This window comes from Xanthomonas sp. Leaf148 (assembly GCF_001423585.1).
Lineage (GTDB): Bacteria > Pseudomonadota > Gammaproteobacteria > Xanthomonadales > Xanthomonadaceae > Xanthomonas.
Map to the genome: position 1 here is coordinate 1,155,724 of NZ_LMOP01000008.1, position 16,853 is coordinate 1,172,576.

The following is a 16,853-nucleotide window of genomic DNA, read 5'->3' on the forward strand; positions in this document are numbered from 1 at the left end:
GTGACAGTGGCCGCGCCTTGCATCCTGCCGGCCGACTGGCCTGCGCCGCCACGCATCCAGGCGCTGACCACCTTGCGCTACGGGCTGGGCGGCTCACTGCCGCCGTTCGACACGCTCAATCTGGGCAACCGCAACAGCCCCGAGGGCGATACGCCCGAGCAGGTGGAGCGCAACCGGGCACTGCTGGTCGAAGCGCTGGCGTTGCCGAGCGCGCCGCATTGGTTGCGGCAGGTGCACGGTGTGGAGGTGGTGCGCGTCGACGCGTCGCTGCTTGCATCCGATGCGCGGTCGGATGGCGCGGGCGATCTCGCGCCAGCTGCGTTTGAACCCATTGCCGATGCGGCTGTCACCGCTGTGCCTGGCGTGGTGCTGGCGATCCTCACTGCCGATTGCCTGCCCGTGGTGCTGGCGGCGGCCGATGGCAGCGAAGTGGCGGCCGCGCATGCCGGTTGGCGCGGGCTGGCCGACGGCATGCTGGAGCGCAGCGTGGCCGCCATGCGTACGCCTGCGTCGCGGTTGATCGCATGGCTGGGGCCGGCAGCGGGGCCGCAGGCATATGAAATCGGGCAGGACGTCTTCGATGCCTTCGTCGCCGACGATGCGCAGGCGCAGGACGCCTTCATCGCCACGCGGCCGGGGCATTGGCGGGTGGATCTGTATGCATTGGCGCGCCAGCGCTTGCAGCGTGCCGGCGTGCCGGCCAGCGCGATCCATGGCGGCGGGCTGTGCACCATTTCCGATCCGCAACGCTTCTTCTCGCACCGCCGCGACCGTCGCAGCGGACGCATGGCCACGCTGGCCTGGATCGCGCCCTGAACACGCCATTGTTTGCGCAGGTACTCGGCCAGGATGCGTTCGCGCAGCTGCCTGCGCCGGTGCGCGCGCTGCACTCGGTGCAGCAGCGGCAGACCTTTGGCGGAAGGGCGCAGATTCAGCGCGGTCGTCATGCCTTGGTGCCGTTGCTGGCGTTGCTGAGCCGCTTGCCGCGCACTGGCGAGGTGGATGTCGAAGTGGAGTTTCTGGTCGATGCGCACGGCGAGCGCTGGCACCGGCGGTTTGCCGGGTTGCCGATGTATTCGCGGTTGTGGCGGCAGGGCGGCGCACTGCGCGAGCACCTGGGCGCGGTGCGCTTCGAATTCGCGCTGCGTGCCGATGCCGACGCGTTGTACTGGCAGGCCACGCGCGTGTGGGCATTCGGCTGGATCCCGCTGCCTGCGCGCTGGTTCGAGCAGGTGCGTTGCCGCGAGCATGCCGACGCTGGCCGCTATGGATTTTTCGTCGACGTGCACCTGCCGCTGGTCGGGCCGTTCATTCGTTACGAGGGTTGGCTTGCGCCAGGTTGAATCACCGCAGGTTGATGCGCGCAGTGCGCCGGCAACCATCGTGTTCGATGGCGTGTGCCTGCTGTGCAATGGCTGGGTCACGTTGCTGCTGCGCCACGATCGACGTGGGCGTTATCGCTTTGCCGCGATGCAGGGGCACGCCGGGCGCGCGCTGTTGCAGCAGCACGGGCTGGATCCCGATGATCCGCTGTCGTTTTTGCTGGTGGACGACACCGGTGCATGGACCGACAGCGATGCGATCGTGCGCGTGCTGGCCGGTTTGGGTGGCGTTTGGCGCTTGTTTGCAGTGTTGCGCGTGGTCCCACGTGGCTTGCGCGACATCGGCTATCGCCTGATCGCGCGCAATCGCTATCGCTGGTTCGGGCGTACCGAGCACTGCATGCTGCCCACACCCGAGCAGCGTGCGCGGTTCCTGAATTAGCCCTCTCCGCTGCGAAGCCATCCCCGCGTAGGAGCGCACCTGGGCGCGATGGGGCGTTACCGATAAAGCTTCGTCGCGCCCGGGTGCGCTCCTACGAAGATTGGCTCATCTGTGCGATGGCTCTTCGATTCGGCGTGTTGTTTGCGGCTGCGCGTGCCGGACCAACGATGGCAGACACGCACGCTTACTTTGCGTAGGAGCGCACCCGGGCGCGATGGGGCGTTACCGGTGATGCTTCGTCGCGCCCGGGTGCGCTCCTACGGCTTATGCCGCCGCGTTTCCGAAACTTGCGCGCACGACGTTCGAGTTGCCACTGTGCGCGGGCTGCAGGCGGAAGATCGAGACCGCATCGGCCAGTTCCACCGCCTGTTCTTCCAGGCTACGTGCGGCGGCGGTGGCTTCTTCCACCAACGCGGCGTTGCGTTGGGTGACCTCATCCAGTTGTGCGACGGTGCGATTGACCTGTTCGATGCCGCTGGACTGCTCGGCGCTGGCCGAGGTGATCTCGCTCATGATGTCGGTGACGTGTTTGACCGAGCCGACGATCTCGCGCATGGTCGCGCCGGCACGATGCACCAGCCCCGAGCCCAGCTCCACCTTGTCGGTGGAATCAGCGATCAGCGTCTTGATTTCTTTTGCCGCATCGGCAGAGCGCCGCGCCAATGCGCGCACTTCGGAGGCGACGACCGCAAAACCGCGGCCCTGTTCGCCGGCACGTGCTGCTTCCACTGCGGCATTGAGCGCCAGGATATTGGTCTGAAACGCGATGCCGTCGATGACGCCGATGATCTCGCCGATCTTGCGCGAGGCGGTGCTGATCTGGCTCATGGTGGCGACCACATCGTCCATCACCTGGCCGCCGCTTTGCGCCACTTCACCAGTGCCCACCACCAGGCGGTTGGCCTGCAGCGCGCTTTCGGCATTCTGCTTCACGGTCGAGGTGAGTTCTTCCATCGAGCTTGCGGTTTCTTCCAGATTCGCCGCCTGCTGCTCGGTGCGTTCGGACAGATCGGTATTGCCGGCGGCGATTTCCACAGCCGCCTGGCGGATGGTGTCCGATGCAGTCTGGATGCCGCCGATGATTTCGGTCAGACGGGCGACGGTCTGGTTGGTGTCGTCGCGCAGGCGCGCAAAGATGCCGTGCGCATCGCCGTCCACGCGCTGGGTGAGATCGCCTTCGGCCATCGCGCTGATGACGCGTGCCAACGCGGCCAGGTGGGTTTCCACCGAGTCGTAGATGCGGTTGATGCCTTGCGCCAGCGACAGCAGCACGCCATCCATGCCGTCGACCTGCATGCGGCGACTGAAATCGCCGGCCGATGCCGCATCGATGATCTGGATCAGCGCCTGCTCGGCGTTGACCTGCGCGGTGACGTCCATCCACTGCGCGATGGTGCCCAGCTTGGTGCCGTCGGCGGCGATGATCGGGCTGTATACGAAGTCGATCTGGCGCCCGAAGAACGGGGCGCGCACGGCCTTGGACGCGTTCAACGCGCGCATGCGGTCGATGGCAGCCTGGCTGTCCGGGTAGATGTCGCCGATGCTGCCGCCGACGAATCCTTCGGCATGGAAGCTGGGGCGGAAGCTCTGCACATCCGGCTCGATCAGCTTGAGCATCGCGAGCAGCTTGCGGTTGGCGAACAGCACCTGGCCGTCGTCGTCGGCGATGCGGATCATGGTATCCAGATCGTCGAGTGCCTTGATCACGAACTGCCCGTGGCGCAGGCCTTGTTCCATCACGTCGATGCGGATGGCCAGCTTGTCCTGGGTCGCCTGCAACGTGCGCAGCAGCGGTGCCAGTTCACCGGAGGCGGTACGCGCGTCCAGGCGCTGAAAGCGGCCTTCGCCCAGCGCAGCGACGGCACTCACTGCCTGCTGCAGCTGCGCACTGCTGCGACGACGCGCCCACCACCACAGGCCGACGCTGGCCGCGCCGAGCACCAGCAGCGCCGGGAACAGCTTCGCGAACGCGCTACCGACGCCGCCGGGCACCAGCGTGGCGGCATAGAACGTCAGCAAGGCCAGCAGCGCGAGGTGTGCGGCAGCGGGCATCCATGCAGTCCAGGTGGTACGCGCAACGTTTGCGTCCGCCGGTGGGCGGGAAACGGGTGCGGCATCGTGTGAAGGCAACATAGGCTGAGTCCGACTAGTGTTCTGGGAAAGGGGGAACGGTGTGCGGCAGGAGTGGGCTGCAATGGGGTATCGGCGGCCGAGCCCGAATCATGATGGTGTGAAAGGACCGTTTGTCGGAATGCGTGCTGCGGACCACGTAAAAAGCTGATGTGGTTGATTTGGAAGCGTTTTCAGTTGCGGTGCGTATGTTTTGAGCAGCGCGCTGCTGCTCGGAAGCGGTGTGCTTGGTTGTAAATTTCACGTGAATTTTGGCTGTTGTGAGGTCGCGCAATTCCGCGCTCCGATGGAATGCAGATGGGCGGTTCGCTTCCCTCTGATCTGGCAGCGGCGACTAGCGCGCGTTGCACTGTTGCCGGTGTCGGTGTCGGGTTTGCGCTGAAATTAGAGTGGGCACAAACCACCGCCATGGCAGTGCACCTCGTGTCGGGAAATCGCAGCAGGAGAACTTGCAAGGCAGCGACCCGAAGAATTTCGGAAAGACCTCCATCCGACACGGCTCGGTGCGATGCAGATGGCCGGTCGGTCAAACCGCAGTTCCGGCACACCTGTCATGAGCGGATGCAACACCGTGCAATTCAGGCGTGCTGCCAGAACCACGGATTCCGACCGCACACCACATGCTCCACCCTTCTGGGCAACGACGATTCGCCCAATCGACAGGCCGCGCCCATAAAAAAACCGGCCGTCTCGCGATGGCCGGTCTGTTGTGTCACTGCCCGAACGGGCTGGCGATTACTTCGCCGGCGCCGCTGGTGCAGCGTCCGGCAAGGCCCAGGCGATGACGCTGTCGCCGGACTTGGTTTCCATGCGGTCGTGTCCACCCACGGCGGCCACGATGTACTGCTTGCCGTCGATGGTGTAGCTCAGCGGGGCAGCCTGCGGGCCGGCTGGGACGCGCGTCTCCCAGACCTGCTTGCCGGTGCGGGTGTCGAAGCCGCGCATGAAGTCGTCCAGGGTTGCGCCGATGAAGGTCACGCCGCCGGCGGTGGCCAGCGAGCCGCTGTTGTTGGGCGTGCCGATCTCGAACTTGGTCTTGGACGGGATGCCCATCGGGCCCTGGTCGTAACCGGTGCCCAGCGGACGGCGCCACAGCACCTGCTGCGTGCGCAGATCCACACCGGAGATGTAGCCCCACGGCGGGGCGACGCACGGGGTGTTGAGCGGCGACATCCACGGCTCCTTGCGGGCGCCATAGGCCAGGCCCTTCTGCGCCATGTAGCCGGGGGTCTTGCTCTTGCCGTCGAACACCGACACGACGCCGAGTTCGTTCATTTTCTCGCGGGTATAGACCTGCAAGGTGTAGGGCAGGCGATTGCTGTTCATCACCATGATGCCGCGCTGCAGATCGACCGAGACGCCGCCCCAGTTGATGCCGCCGTGGTTGCCGGTGAACGCCAGCGAGCCTTGCAGCGTCGGCGGGGTGAACATGCCTTCGTAGCGCAGCTGCTTGAACTGGATACGGCAGGCGAGCTGATCGAACGGCGTCATGCCCCAGGCATCGGATTCGATGATGGTCTCGACCTCGCGGCTGGGCGCGCCCACGGTGTTGGGCATGCCCGGCGAGATCGGCTGGGTGGCAGCGGTCCAGTCGCCATGGTCAGTGCCCTGCGGCACGGCCATCTGCTTGACCGGCATCAACGGCGCGCCGGTGGCGCGGTCCAGCACGAACACCTGGCCGGACTTGGTGGCCTGGATCACCGCAGGACGCGTGCCGCCGCCGGCGACCGGCCAATCGACCAGGTTCGGCTGCGGGCCGATGTCGTAGTCCCACAGGTCGTGGTTGACGGTACGGAAATGCCAGCGCTCCTTGCCGGTGGCCGCGTCCACGGCGACCAACGAGGCGGTGTATTCCTCATCCTGCGGGGTACGGCCCTTGCCGAAGAAGTCGCCGGACGCATTGCCGGTGGGCAGATACACCAGGCCCAGCTCGTCGTCGGCCGCCATCAGCGACCACACGTTCGGGGTCGAACGCGTGTAGGTCTGGCCAGCGGGCGGTTCGGCGGTGATCGCCGGGTTGCCCAGATCCCAGGCCCAGCGCAGCTGGCCGGTGAGGGCATCGAAGCCACGCACCACGCCCGACGGCGCATCGCCTTCCTGGCCGTCACGCACCTGGCCGGTCGGCTGGATCACCACGCCGCGCATTACCACCGGCGGCGAGGTCGGGCCGACGAAGCCCGGCTTGGTGTTGCCGGTGCCGGCATTGAGGTCCACATAGCCGTTGTTGCCGAAGCTGGCGCACAGCTTGCCGGTCTGCGCGTCCAGCGCGCCGAGGCGACCATCGACCATCGGCCAGAAGATTCGCGTCGGGCAGTCGGCAGTGCCTTCCGGCGCCTGGTAGTACGACACGCCACGGCAGGTGGTGGCGGCCACACCGGCCATCGCCTTGGGGTTGGTCTGCGGGTCGAAGCGCCAGCGCTCCTTGCCGTTGGCCGCTTCCACCGCAATCACCTTCTGGGTCGGGGTGCAGATGTACAGCAGGTCGCCGATCTTGAGCGGGGTGTTCTGGAAGGCGTAGCCCAGCTTGGAATCCTTCGGCTTCAGATCGCCGGTATGGAATTCCCAGGCTACCTTGAGGTTCTTCACGTTGTCCGGGGTGATCTGCGCGCCGGGGGTGTAGTGATTGGACAGGTTGGAACCGGCATACGCGGTCCAGTTGCTGGCGTCGTGATTGGCAGCGACATTGCCGTCCGGGCTGGGCACGCTGCCGCGACTGAAGGCGGTGGCGTTGTCGGCCGGCTGCTTGGATGCGTCGGCCAGTTCCACATTGCGCGGCATAAACAGTGGCCACAGGATCAGCGCTGCGCCCAGGATCGGCAGCACGCCGGTCACCACGACATAGCCGGCACCGGACAACGGCTGCATGCGCCGACGCGCCACGCCCCAGAACGGCAGCAATACCAGGCCCAGCACCGACATCCAGGCCAGACGCGGAACCAGGCCCCAGCCATCCAGACCCACTTCCCACAGCGCCCACGCGATGGTGGCGGCCAGCGTGGCGCCAAACAGCCACAGGCCGGCACGCTTGCCCAGCGCCAGCAACACGCCGGCCAGCAGCAGCGCAATGCCCGCGAGCAGGTAGTACCAGGAACCGCCGACGGCGACCAGGCGGCCGCCTTCGTAGGCGAGCACCGCACCGAGCACGGCGATCACCACTGCATAGGCCACCAGCAACCAGGTGCCTAGCCCACGTTTTGAGGATTGATCAGTCATTTTGAGATATCAGGAAGGACTTGGGCGGCATGCACCGGCGACAAGTCGTGGAGGGAGAGAGGTCGCCCGTTGGCAAAGGCTGCCGGCGACCTTGGATATGAACGCGCAGCCCCTCCCAGGGTCCTCAGCGCTACTCATGTGAATATTTTAGACCCCTGAGCGCCGCCTGTCCGTGACGGAATAGGAACCATTGTTCCAACCTGCAACTCGGATGTACTGAATTTGCGTGGAATTTGAGCAGTGCAGCGAAGGGCACTGACATTTTCGGGTGATGCGCGGTGATACCTGACCAGTGATGCACGCGCGAGGCGCTGTCGCTTTCGAATTGCTTTTTTTGTTCGGCTTGCTCTGCATTGGCCTTGCCGTTGCTTTGCTTAGCTCAGTTTTTTGCTTTTGACTCACCCAGTCGCCTTAAAGCAAGCCGAGCACCGCAGTCATGCGTGGCCGAAGAGGCCACCCGCGCCTGAAGGGCGTGGAAGCCTTTGACTTCGCTGTGCCCTAGAGCGCTGTGGCTTAAAGCTGGGCTTGAAATTCCCGCATGGCGACAAGCGCACCTGCCGGAAATCCCTTGTAACCGTACCCTCATCCGCCCTTCGGGCACCTTCTCCAGGAGGGAGAAGGGAATGCATGCGGAGAGTTTGAGCGCCGTGCCGCGCATGGCGAAGAGCGCAGGGCACCGGTGCGGCCGTATCGCGCCGGATTGCGTCAGGCGACGGCGTTTGAAGCCGGGATTTGGGATTTGGGATTGGCAAAAAAATGCGGGCACTTCAGCACCACGGTGAATCCAGAGCACAGTGCTCAATCCAGAGTACGTCGCTCGCTCCAAAGCACAGCGCTCAAGCCAGGGCTGCGACAGTCCATCGAGCACAATGTCGGATTGCTCGCGTGACTGCCGTACCCTCATCCGCCCTTCGGGCACCTTCTCCCGGGGGGAGAAGGGAATGTATCCAGCCTCTCGCAAGAAGAATGTATCCAGCCTCTCGCAAGAAGAATGTCTCCAGCCTCTGGCGGGAAGAAGGCAATGCACGCAGCGAGTCTGCGTACATTGCCCCGCACCGAGGAAAGCTTAGGCGTCTGCGAGCGCCTGCAGATACCGTTGGCGCCAGTGGTTGATGTTGTTCTTGCGCAGATGATCCATCATCGCTCGCCACCGCTCGATACGTGTTGCCAACGGCATGCTTGCTGCCGTCGCAATGGCATCGGCCACACCGTCCAGATCGTGCGGATTGACCAGCAGCGCTTCCTTCATTTCGTCCGCCGCGCCGGCCAGCAACGACAGCACCAGGACACCGGGATTTTCAGGGTCCTGCGCGGCCACAAATTCTTTGGCGACCAGATTCATGCCATCGCGCAATGGCGTTACCAGGCCCACCGATGCGGCCCGATAGAAACCAGTCAATGTCGCATGGCTGAAGTTCTGGTTGACGTAGCGCAGCGGCGTCCAGTCCGGGCCCGCATGTCCACCATTGATATGGCCGGCGATCTGTTCCAGCTGCCCGCGTAATTGACGATATTCTGTGACATCGCCGCGCGATACCGGTGCGATCTGCAGATAGGTCAGGCTGCCGGATTGATCCGGGTAGCGCTCCAGATAACGCTCGAAGCCCTGGAAGCGTTCCGGCAGACCTTTGGAATAATCCAATCGGTCCACACCGATGGCCAGCTGCCGCCCGCGCAGACTCTCGCGCAGATCGCGCACGGCTTGCTTGCTGACGGATGCTTTTGCCTGATTGGCAATCAGATCGGTGTCGATACCGATGGGGAACGACGAGGCAGTGAAGCGCCGCCCGCCCGGGCCTTCGACCAGATCGCCGTCCAGAATGCGGCCGCCACCGAACAGGCGTACATACGCCTTGAAGCGCTCTGCATCGCGTTGGGTCTGGAAGCCGACCAGATCGTAGGCGTAAAAGGTGCTGAACAAGCGTGCGTGATCGGGCATCGCCTGCATCAAATCGGCCGACGGCATCGGCACATGCAGGAAGAAGCCCATTTTGCAGCCCACCCCCAGCTCGCGCAGCATCGCGCCCAGCGGGATCATGTGGTAATCGTGAATCCACAAGGTGTCGCTGTCTTTCAGCAGCGGCGCCAGCTTTTCTGCGAACAGGCGATTGACGCGCAGATAGCCTTCGCGCTTGGCGCGGTCGTAATCGACCAGGTCCAGCCGGAAGTGCAGCAACGGCCACAACGTGCGATTGGCAAAGCCGTTGTAGTACGAGTCGATGTCGCGCTTGTTGAGGTCCATGGTGACGAAGGTGATGTCGCCTTCGGTCTGCTCGTGCATGCCGCCGCTGTCGCCACGCGCGGTCTTGCCGCTCCAGCCGAACCACATGCCGCCGCGCTCCTTGAGCGCTGCCAACAACCCGACTGCAAGGCCGCCGGCACGGTTTTCGCCGGGCACTGCAACACGATTGGATACCACCACCAAACGACTCATGACGCCTCCTGCCAGCTCCGCGACAAGCGCATCGCTGCGATGATCAAACCGACATGCGAATAGGTCTGAGGAAAGTTGCCCCAGGCTTCGCCGTCTTCGAACGATAGGTCTTCCGAGAGCAAGCCGAGGTGATTGCGGCGCGACAGAATGCGCTCGAACAATTCACGTGCCTCGTCCTTGCGGCCAATGGAGGCCAGCGCATCGATGTACCAGAACGTGCAGATGGTGAAGCTGGTTTCCGGCTCGCCGAAGTCGTCGGGCGCGATGTAGCGATACAGCGCATCGCCATGTTTGAGCACCCGGCCGACCGCTTCGACGGTGCGCACGAAGCGGCTGTCGTCGGCATCCACGATGCCGATGTCGGCCAGCAACAGCAGCGAGGCATCCAGACGATGGCCACCGAACGTGTCGGTGAAATGGCCGCGTTCTTCGCTCCAGGCTTCGGCCAACACGCGCTCGCGAATACTGTCTGCGCGCTGCTGCCAATACACGCTGCGCTCGGGCAAGGCCAGTCGGTCGGCGATCTTCGACAAGCGATCGCATGCGGCCCAGCACATCGCGGCGGTGTAGGTGTGCACTTCGGCGCGGCCGCGGAATTCCCACAGGCCGGCGTCGGGCACGTTGTGCAGCGCATAGGCGCGCTCGCCCAGTGGTTCGAGCCGGCGGAAGGTGTCGGCGTCGCCCTGATCCTTCAGGCGCAGATCGAAGAACAATTGCGTCGAGGCCAACACCACGCTGCCATAGACATCGTGCTGTTGCTGGATCCACGCCAGGTTGCCGCGCCGCACCGGGCCCATGCCACGGTAGCCGTCCATCGTGTCGACTTCGTGCTCTTCCAGCTGCGATTCGAAGCCGATGCCGTACAGCGGCTGCAGGGTGCCGTCGGCAGTGGCGATATTGAAGATGTAGCCGATGAACTGCTCCATCGTGCGCGTGGCGCCGAGCCGGTTGAGCGCACGCACCACGAACGCGGCGTCGCGCAGCCAGCAATACCGGTAATCCCAGTTGCGCGGGGTATTCGGCGCTTCCGGAATGGACGTGGTCATCGCAGCAATGATCGCGCCGCTATCTTCGTACTGGCACAGCTTGAGCGTGATCGCGCTGCGGATCACCGCCTCCTGCCAGTCCAGCGGAATGGACAGATAGCGCACCCATTCGCGCCAATATTCTTCGGTGCGTTCCTGCGCTTCCTGCACGTAACCGGTGAGGGAGCGGGTCAGCGATTCGTCCACGCCCAGCACCAGGCTCACCGGGTGGCTGAGTACGAACGGCAAGCCGTCGCGCACGAAGCGCACCGGCACGTCGGTGGTCAGGCGCAAGGTGAATTCCGGCAACACCCAACGGATATGGTTGCTGCCCCAGGTGGTATCGGGCGTGCGGCCACCCCAGTCGGCGAGCGGGCGCGCACGCACGATGATGCGCGGGTTGCCAGCGAGCGGGCGAATCTGCCGGATGATGCTGACGGGCCGGTAAAAACGGCCGTTATTGCGCCAGCGCGGTGCGAAGTCGATGACTTCCACTTCGCCACCGTGGCTATCGCGCAAGACGGTGCGCAGCACGGCAGTGTTGGGTAGGTAGTGCTGCTCACTGCTGACGAAGTCTTCTAGCTCCACCGCAAAATCGCCGCCTTCGGTCTTGGGCGACAGCAAGCTGCAAAAGGCCGGGTCGCCGTCGAAGGCGGGCAGGCAGCTCCACACCACGCGTGCCTGCCGATCGACCAATGCGCCAAAGCTGCAATTGCCGATGACGCCCAGATCCAGATTTGGCTCGGTCATGAGGTGCAAACGATCCTGTAAGTAGCGAAAGGAAGCGCGCCTACGGTGATGCGTAGCGCGCGTTGTGTTGCAGCCACGCGTGCACAGCGGCAGTGCCGTCGACGCGAAAACGCGCGCTGGTCTGTGCGCGATCGCCGACCAGAATGCTCCAGCCGCCTAAGCGATTGGCCGCATCGAAGCCGAATTCGTCGGTTAGGTCGTCGCCGACAAACACTGGCGTGCGGCCTGCAAATGCGGCGGTCTGCATCAGTTGTTCGACGGCCAGGCCCTTGTTGCTGCCTTCGGGCACGAATTCGACCACGTGGTCGCCCGGCTGCAGGCGATAGCCGGAGAGCTGGGCGATCTCGTCCTGCGCGAAGGCCAACACATCAGGGCCGGCATCCGGTTGCGCGCGCCAATGCAGCGCAACGCTGACGCCTTTGTCTTCGACCAGCACGCCTGCGTGTTTGTGCGTCAGCGCCGCAGCGCGTTGATGCAGGCCATGCAGGAATGCAGAAGTGTCCTGCGGCATGGCGGCACGTGCGGCAACATCGCTGCGCAACTCATGCCCATGCAGGCCGGCGGCCGGCAGCAGCAGTGGTGCGAACAAGGCATCGAGCTGTGCGAGCGGACGTCCGCTGACCAGGGCGATGGCACCGTTGAGGCGCTCGCTCAGCTGGACGACTGCTTCGCGTACCTCGGGCAATAGCCGTACGGCCTCGGGGCTGTCGGCAAAGTCGATGAGGGTGCCGTCCACGTCCAGAAACAATGCGCAGGCATCGTCCAGCAATGGCGGCGACGGAAGGGGGGAATGCGCGTCTGCCATTGCGCTAGTGTGCGCAAACCGGTGTGAGATTCAGGTTATGGAACGGCAGTGGGTGTTGGTAGACACGTGCAACTGCCTATCCTTCTCCCCTCGGGAGAAAATGGCGCGTAGCGCCGGCTTAGGGTACGGGCGAAGCCTCGTGCAGTTGGAACGACACGGAGGCTTCGCTCCGTACCCTCACCCCCAACCCCTCTCCCGCAGGAGAGGAGCTAGAGCACGCTCCTGAGGGGAAAGGGGGTTTGCAGCCTGCGCTGTTGCTCAGAAGGTATACCGCACCCGCCCATACCAGTACGCGCCATTGCTGCCGATCGGCGAGAGCACGTCGTAGGGCAGGTTGCCGAAGTAGGCGATATCGTCGATGGAGCGGTCCGAATAGTTGTCCAGGATGTTTTGCCCGCCGATGGCCAGCGTCCACTGTGTGCCCAGGTGATATTCGGCTTCCAGATCCAGCTGCCATTCGGCGCCATAGGTCTGGCGCGGAACGAAGCCGCCGCCGAAGTCGAACACGCGGGTGGCGCTGCCGTAGCGGTTCACGCGCGTCTGCAGGTTCCAGTGTTGGTTGTTCCAGTTGGCGGCCAGCGCGGCACGCGTGCGTGGTGCCGCATCGGTGAGCGTGTTGCTTTCTTCCACGCCGAACAGCACGTAGTCCGGGTTCAAGGCCAGCAATTGCGCGGGCGTTGCGATGATGTTTTCCAGCTCGGTCTTGGCATAGCTGTAGGTGCCGGTGAGCAGCAGATCGCCGCCGAAGGCGTACTGGCGCCAGTTGGCGACCAGCTCGGCGCCGCGGGTGCGAGTGTCGGCGGCGTTGAGGAAATAGCTGGCGCTCTGCACGCCGGTGACACCGAAGTTTTGCTGCACGAAGCTGGTCAAGGCGTCGCCGGTGATGTCTTCGGACAGCGCGATGCGGTCGTCGATATCGATCTGGAAAAAATCCAGCGACAGGTCGAAGTGGTCGCCCAGCTTGCTGGTGAAGCCCAGGCTGTAGTTGACCGACTTTTCCGGCTTGAGATCGGTGGCGCCGAGGGCGCGGGCGATCGGGTTATTGACCGACAGCAGGCGGCCCTGGGTCAGCCGGCCGGCGGCGTCGTAACCGGTGGAAGTGGCTTCGTAACCGATCTGGCTCAGCGATGGCGCGCGCACGTTGTTGGAGATGGCGCCACGCAGCGCGAATGCCGGGGCGAACGCATAGCGCGCGGCCAATTTACCGGTCCATTGACTGCCGAAGTCCTGGTAATGCTCGTAGCGACCGGCCAGGTCGGTGGAGAATTTTTCACCGAACTGGCTGGAGACGTTGGCATAGGCGCTGGCGACATTGCGCGACAGATCGGCTTCGTCCTGTGGGGTGAGCCCGCCGCCGGCCTGCGAGCCGGTGGGGCGGTCGGTGAACGGGCCGGCGGCGTAGCTGGCCGGGTCGCCGGCATGGGTGCGGTATTGCTCGCGGCGGAATTCGGCACCGGTGCCGAAGGTATGGGTGGCGCCGGCAATGTCGAACACGCGGGTCAGATCGAAATTTCCCACGGTCTGCGAAAACGCAAAATCACCGGTCTTGAACGCGGTGGTGCTGCCCGGGCCGAGCGAGGCATTGAGCGAGTTGCGCAGGCGGTAGGTGAAGTCGTTGCGGCCGTAGTTGACGCTGGCGTCGTAATCCCAGTTGCCCCACTGCCCACGTGCGCCGGCAACAAGTTGCAGATCGCGATTTTCGCCTTCGGAAATCGGCCGGTAGCCGTTGGGGTAGATCTCGCGCCAGTTGGCGCTGCTGTCGGGGTAACGGAAGTAATTGGCGCCTTCGGTGTCGCGCTGGTTGTACGTACCGAAGGCGTAGAACTCGCCGCTGGCGCTGAAGGGAATCTTGGTATTGAGCCAAGCGTTCAGGCCCTTGGTGGCGCCGTCGCCGAGCACGTAATTGCGCCGGCCGGCCAGGGCCAGATTGGCCGGGGTCTGCTCTTCGAACGGCGGGATCTGATCGAAGCCGGCGCGGTTGGTGGCTTCGCGATTCTTCAATTCCAGGCCGACCTTGAAGAAGCCGCCGTCATCGCCCAGCAGCGAGCCGACCTTGGCGCTGGCGTAACTGGTCTGGCCGTCGGTGACGCGGCGATCGATCGGCGCCACATCGGTGTTGTAGGCGCCGAAGCTGGCTTCCAGTTCGCCGCGCTCAGGGTTGTCGTCCAGGATCACGTTGATGACACCGGCAATGGCATCGGAGCCGTATTGCGCGCCGGCACCGTCGCGCAGCACTTCGATGCGCTTGATTGCGTTGATCGGGATGGAATTGAAATCCACCGGCGTGGTGCCCTTGCCGATCTTGCTGTCGGTATTGACCAATGCCGAGGTGTGGCGGCGCTTGCCGTTGACCAGCACCAGCACCTGATCGGGCGAGAGCCCGCGCAATTGTGCGGCGCGGATGTGATCGGCACCGCCGGAATTGGACTGGCGCGGGAAATTGAACGACGGCAGCAGCGCCTGCAGCGCGCTGCCCAACTCGCCGTTGACCACGCCGGCCTTGCGAATGTCTTCGGCAGTGAGCACGTCCACCGGAACCGTCGATTCCAGCACGGTGCGGTCGCTGGCGCGGGTGCCGGTGACGATCACCGTGTCCAGAGTGGTAGCGCCGGCATCGGCCTGCTGAGCCTGCGCGTTGGCGCTCAATGCAGCGGCTACAGCCAGGCCGATCATCGAAAGGGTGGGTCGGGTCATGCTATCTCTCCTGCAACTGCAAACGCGCCGCAGGGCCGGCGTCCGGCCGGACTGGTGCGCAAGGGGTCGGACTGTTCCACATTCATCCGGATGGAGAGATATTATCGCGTTGTTCAGGCCTGCGCGAGATAGCGCGGTGCGCGCCCCTGCATGTGCTGATAGCGCGGCCGCATGAGCGCCAGCGCCACTGGCGTAACGCCCGCAGCAGTGCCGCTCGTACACTTGCCGCATGACGCCCGCCACTGTGCGCGCCGACTGCGGCGCGCCACCTGTGTATCGCTGCTTTTTTTAGTCCCCCTAAAACCGTTGGAGAACTCGATGAAGTTGCTGCCGTCCGTGTTGATCGCCGCCGTGCTGGCGTTGTCTGGTTGCGCCACCATGCCGGGCAAGACGCCCGCTGCGGCGACTACCACCGCCAGCATGCAGGGCGATGCGCAACGTCCCGGCGACGCGCGTGGCTGGATTCGCAGCGAGCTCTACTTTGGCGTGGGCGAAGAAACCGGCCCCGCCGATCGTCCGCAGACCCGCACCATCGACGAGACGCAGTGGCGCGCGTTCCTGGACAAGGAAGTAACCCCACGCTTCCCGGATGGGCTGACGGTGTTCGATGCCTACGGCCAGTGGCTGTTCCGCGGCGCCAAGGAGCCGAACCGGCTCGGCACCAAGGTGCTGGTGATCCTGCATGAAGACACCCCGCAGCGGCGCAACGACATCGAAGCGATTCGGCTGGCCTGGAAGCAGGCCACCGGGCATCAGTCGGTGTTGTGGTCGCGGCAGGCGGTGGATGTGTCGTTCTGAGCCGCGCGGTGCGCATGCGCGAGATGCAAGGGCGCGACGGGCTGCGTCCCGATAGCGCGGCCATGCGCGTGGCATTGGGCGCAGCGCTCGGCCTGCTGGGGTTTGCCGCGACGGCAGCAGACGGCCAGGTGCAGGTGGCGATCGATGCGACGACACACGCAACCGCCAGCCTGGTGGGCGCGCGCCTGCACGTGGTGCTGTCGCCGGGCGGCAGCGAGCAATGGCTGGACGCCAATGTGGATGACGGCGAGGGCGGCGTTAGCGTCCGAAGCGACGACTACAACTTCGATGGGCACCGTGATCTTGCGGTCACCGCGATGCTGGGCCAGGTCAACGAGGCGACGTTGCTGTTCCTGTTCGACCCGGTGCAACGGCGCTTCCGGCCACTGGCCGCGCCCACGCGCCCGGCGGTGCAGTGCGACGGGCTATGGAATCTGACCCCCGACGCCAAGGACCGCAGTCTGACCAGCGCCTGCCGCAGCGGGCCGATGTGGTACAGCGACCAGTATCGCTATGCCAGCGATGGCCGGCTGTATGTGTATCGCTCGCAGCAACCGATCGAATCGCCCGACATCCAGTCGCTGCTGGGGCGCGATGGCGACGACGCCTATCCGCTGTCGGTGTGGTCCACCTTCGACGCGCATGGTGGTGTGATCGCCACCACCATCGGCGAAACGCTGGAGTCGCCGATGCCCGTGCAACTGCGGGTGCAGGTGGCACGGCTGCCCTTGTATGCCACGCCAACCGCGGCCAGCACGCGGCGGTATCTGGTGCAGGGCGATCGCGCCGATGCGCTGGATGTCAGCACGGATGGCATGCGCATCAAGCTGCGTTACCGCAGCGCCACGGCGGGCGAGGTGGTGGGCTGGGTGGCGGTGGATGCCGCTTCCGCTGGCAGCGGGCAATAACCGGTGCCGGTTGTCATGTGGGCGCGGCCGGCATCTTGAATCGGTTGTGGCATCCGTTCTGTGTCGTCGCCGGCATGCTGTGCGCGGTCGCATGACCGCCGCTAAGAGCGGCCAAACAGTACTGTTGCGCAGCCACCAGCCTGGCGCAGCGAGTGCCCGGCACTCGTGCACTGCGGCTCCGAGTGCGCCGTCCATATCCGCCTGGCGACTGCTCGCTACGTTTTGTCAGCCGCCGCTAATGGCCGTTGTTGGTGAGGTCGGATCGCATTGCCTGCGCGCGCGTCGAACTGCGCGCACGCGAGACGCGCGCGCTGCCGTGTCGCATGTCGCCG

Annotated in this window: 11 protein-coding genes and 1 other RNA gene; 6 read left to right on the forward strand and 6 right to left on the reverse strand. The window is 64.8% G+C overall.

What is annotated here, in order from left to right:
* From pgeF to ASF90_RS09515, 3 genes are read left to right on the forward strand one after another with little or no spacing between them, the layout of a single operon-like run.
* A complete protein-coding gene (gene pgeF, locus ASF90_RS09505) occupies positions 1 to 816 on the forward strand; it encodes a peptidoglycan editing factor PgeF (protein ID WP_055850319.1) in 816 nt (271 codons plus the stop codon).
* Positions 813 to 1,343: a DUF4166 domain-containing protein gene (locus tag ASF90_RS09510; protein ID WP_055850321.1), complete on the forward strand. Its 531-nt coding sequence runs from the start codon at positions 813 to 815 to the stop codon at positions 1,341 to 1,343. Before pgeF ends, ASF90_RS09510 begins: the two co-directional genes overlap by 4 nt.
* Positions 1,330 to 1,764 (forward strand): thiol-disulfide oxidoreductase DCC family protein, encoded by a 435-nt coding sequence (locus ASF90_RS09515; RefSeq protein ID WP_055848918.1) that lies wholly within the window; start codon positions 1,330 to 1,332, stop codon positions 1,762 to 1,764. Before ASF90_RS09510 ends, ASF90_RS09515 begins: the two co-directional genes overlap by 14 nt.
* Positions 1,765 to 2,028: 264 nt before the next feature.
* On the opposite strand, the gene ASF90_RS09520 is transcribed toward ASF90_RS09515, so the two are convergent.
* From ASF90_RS09520 to ASF90_RS09545, 6 genes are all read right to left on the reverse strand, one after another.
* Positions 2,029 to 3,897: a methyl-accepting chemotaxis protein gene (locus ASF90_RS09520; RefSeq protein ID WP_055848921.1), complete on the reverse strand. Its 1,869-nt coding sequence runs from the start codon at positions 3,895 to 3,897 to the stop codon at positions 2,029 to 2,031.
* 732 nt (positions 3,898 to 4,629) lie between these two features.
* Entirely contained in the window at positions 4,630 to 7,068 is a 2,439-nt protein-coding gene (locus ASF90_RS09525) for a membrane-bound PQQ-dependent dehydrogenase, glucose/quinate/shikimate family (protein ID WP_193589406.1), read from the reverse strand.
* Between the two features lie 1,105 nt (positions 7,069 to 8,173).
* Positions 8,174 to 9,541 carry an alpha,alpha-trehalose-phosphate synthase (UDP-forming) gene (gene otsA / locus ASF90_RS09530; protein WP_055848926.1) on the reverse strand — a complete coding sequence of 456 codons (1,368 nt, stop codon included), beginning with the start codon at positions 9,539 to 9,541 and terminating at the stop codon, positions 8,174 to 8,176.
* Positions 9,538 to 11,316 carry a glycoside hydrolase family 15 protein gene (locus ASF90_RS09535; protein ID WP_055848929.1) on the reverse strand — a complete coding sequence of 593 codons (1,779 nt, stop codon included), beginning with the start codon at positions 11,314 to 11,316 and terminating at the stop codon, positions 9,538 to 9,540. Before ASF90_RS09535 ends, otsA begins: the two co-directional genes overlap by 4 nt.
* A gap of 40 nt (positions 11,317 to 11,356) precedes the next feature.
* Positions 11,357 to 12,121 carry a trehalose-phosphatase gene (otsB, locus tag ASF90_RS09540; RefSeq protein WP_055848931.1) on the reverse strand — a complete coding sequence of 255 codons (765 nt, stop codon included), beginning with the start codon at positions 12,119 to 12,121 and terminating at the stop codon, positions 11,357 to 11,359.
* Positions 12,122 to 12,379: 258 nt separating this feature from the next.
* Positions 12,380 to 14,815 carry a TonB-dependent receptor gene (locus tag ASF90_RS09545; protein WP_055848934.1) on the reverse strand — a complete coding sequence of 812 codons (2,436 nt, stop codon included), beginning with the start codon at positions 14,813 to 14,815 and terminating at the stop codon, positions 12,380 to 12,382.
* Positions 14,816 to 15,133: 318 nt separating this feature from the next.
* Here ASF90_RS09545 and ASF90_RS09550 point away from each other — a divergent pair, with 318 nt between their 5' ends.
* The 3 genes from ASF90_RS09550 to ASF90_RS21965 all read left to right on the forward strand — a co-directional run bounded on the left by ASF90_RS09550 (position 15,134) and on the right by ASF90_RS21965 (position 16,752).
* The gene (locus tag ASF90_RS09550; RefSeq protein ID WP_055850323.1) at positions 15,134 to 15,613 is read left to right on the forward strand and encodes a DUF3574 domain-containing protein; all 480 of its coding nucleotides are present in this window, start codon (positions 15,134 to 15,136) and stop codon (positions 15,611 to 15,613) included.
* A 14-nt stretch (positions 15,614 to 15,627) separates the two neighbouring features.
* Positions 15,628 to 16,521 (forward strand): hypothetical protein, encoded by an 894-nt coding sequence (locus tag ASF90_RS09555; RefSeq protein ID WP_236699234.1) that lies wholly within the window; start codon positions 15,628 to 15,630, stop codon positions 16,519 to 16,521.
* Between the two features lie 152 nt (positions 16,522 to 16,673).
* Positions 16,674 to 16,752: non-coding RNA, sX9 sRNA (locus ASF90_RS21965), on the forward strand.
* Positions 16,753 to 16,853 lie beyond the last annotated feature (101 nt).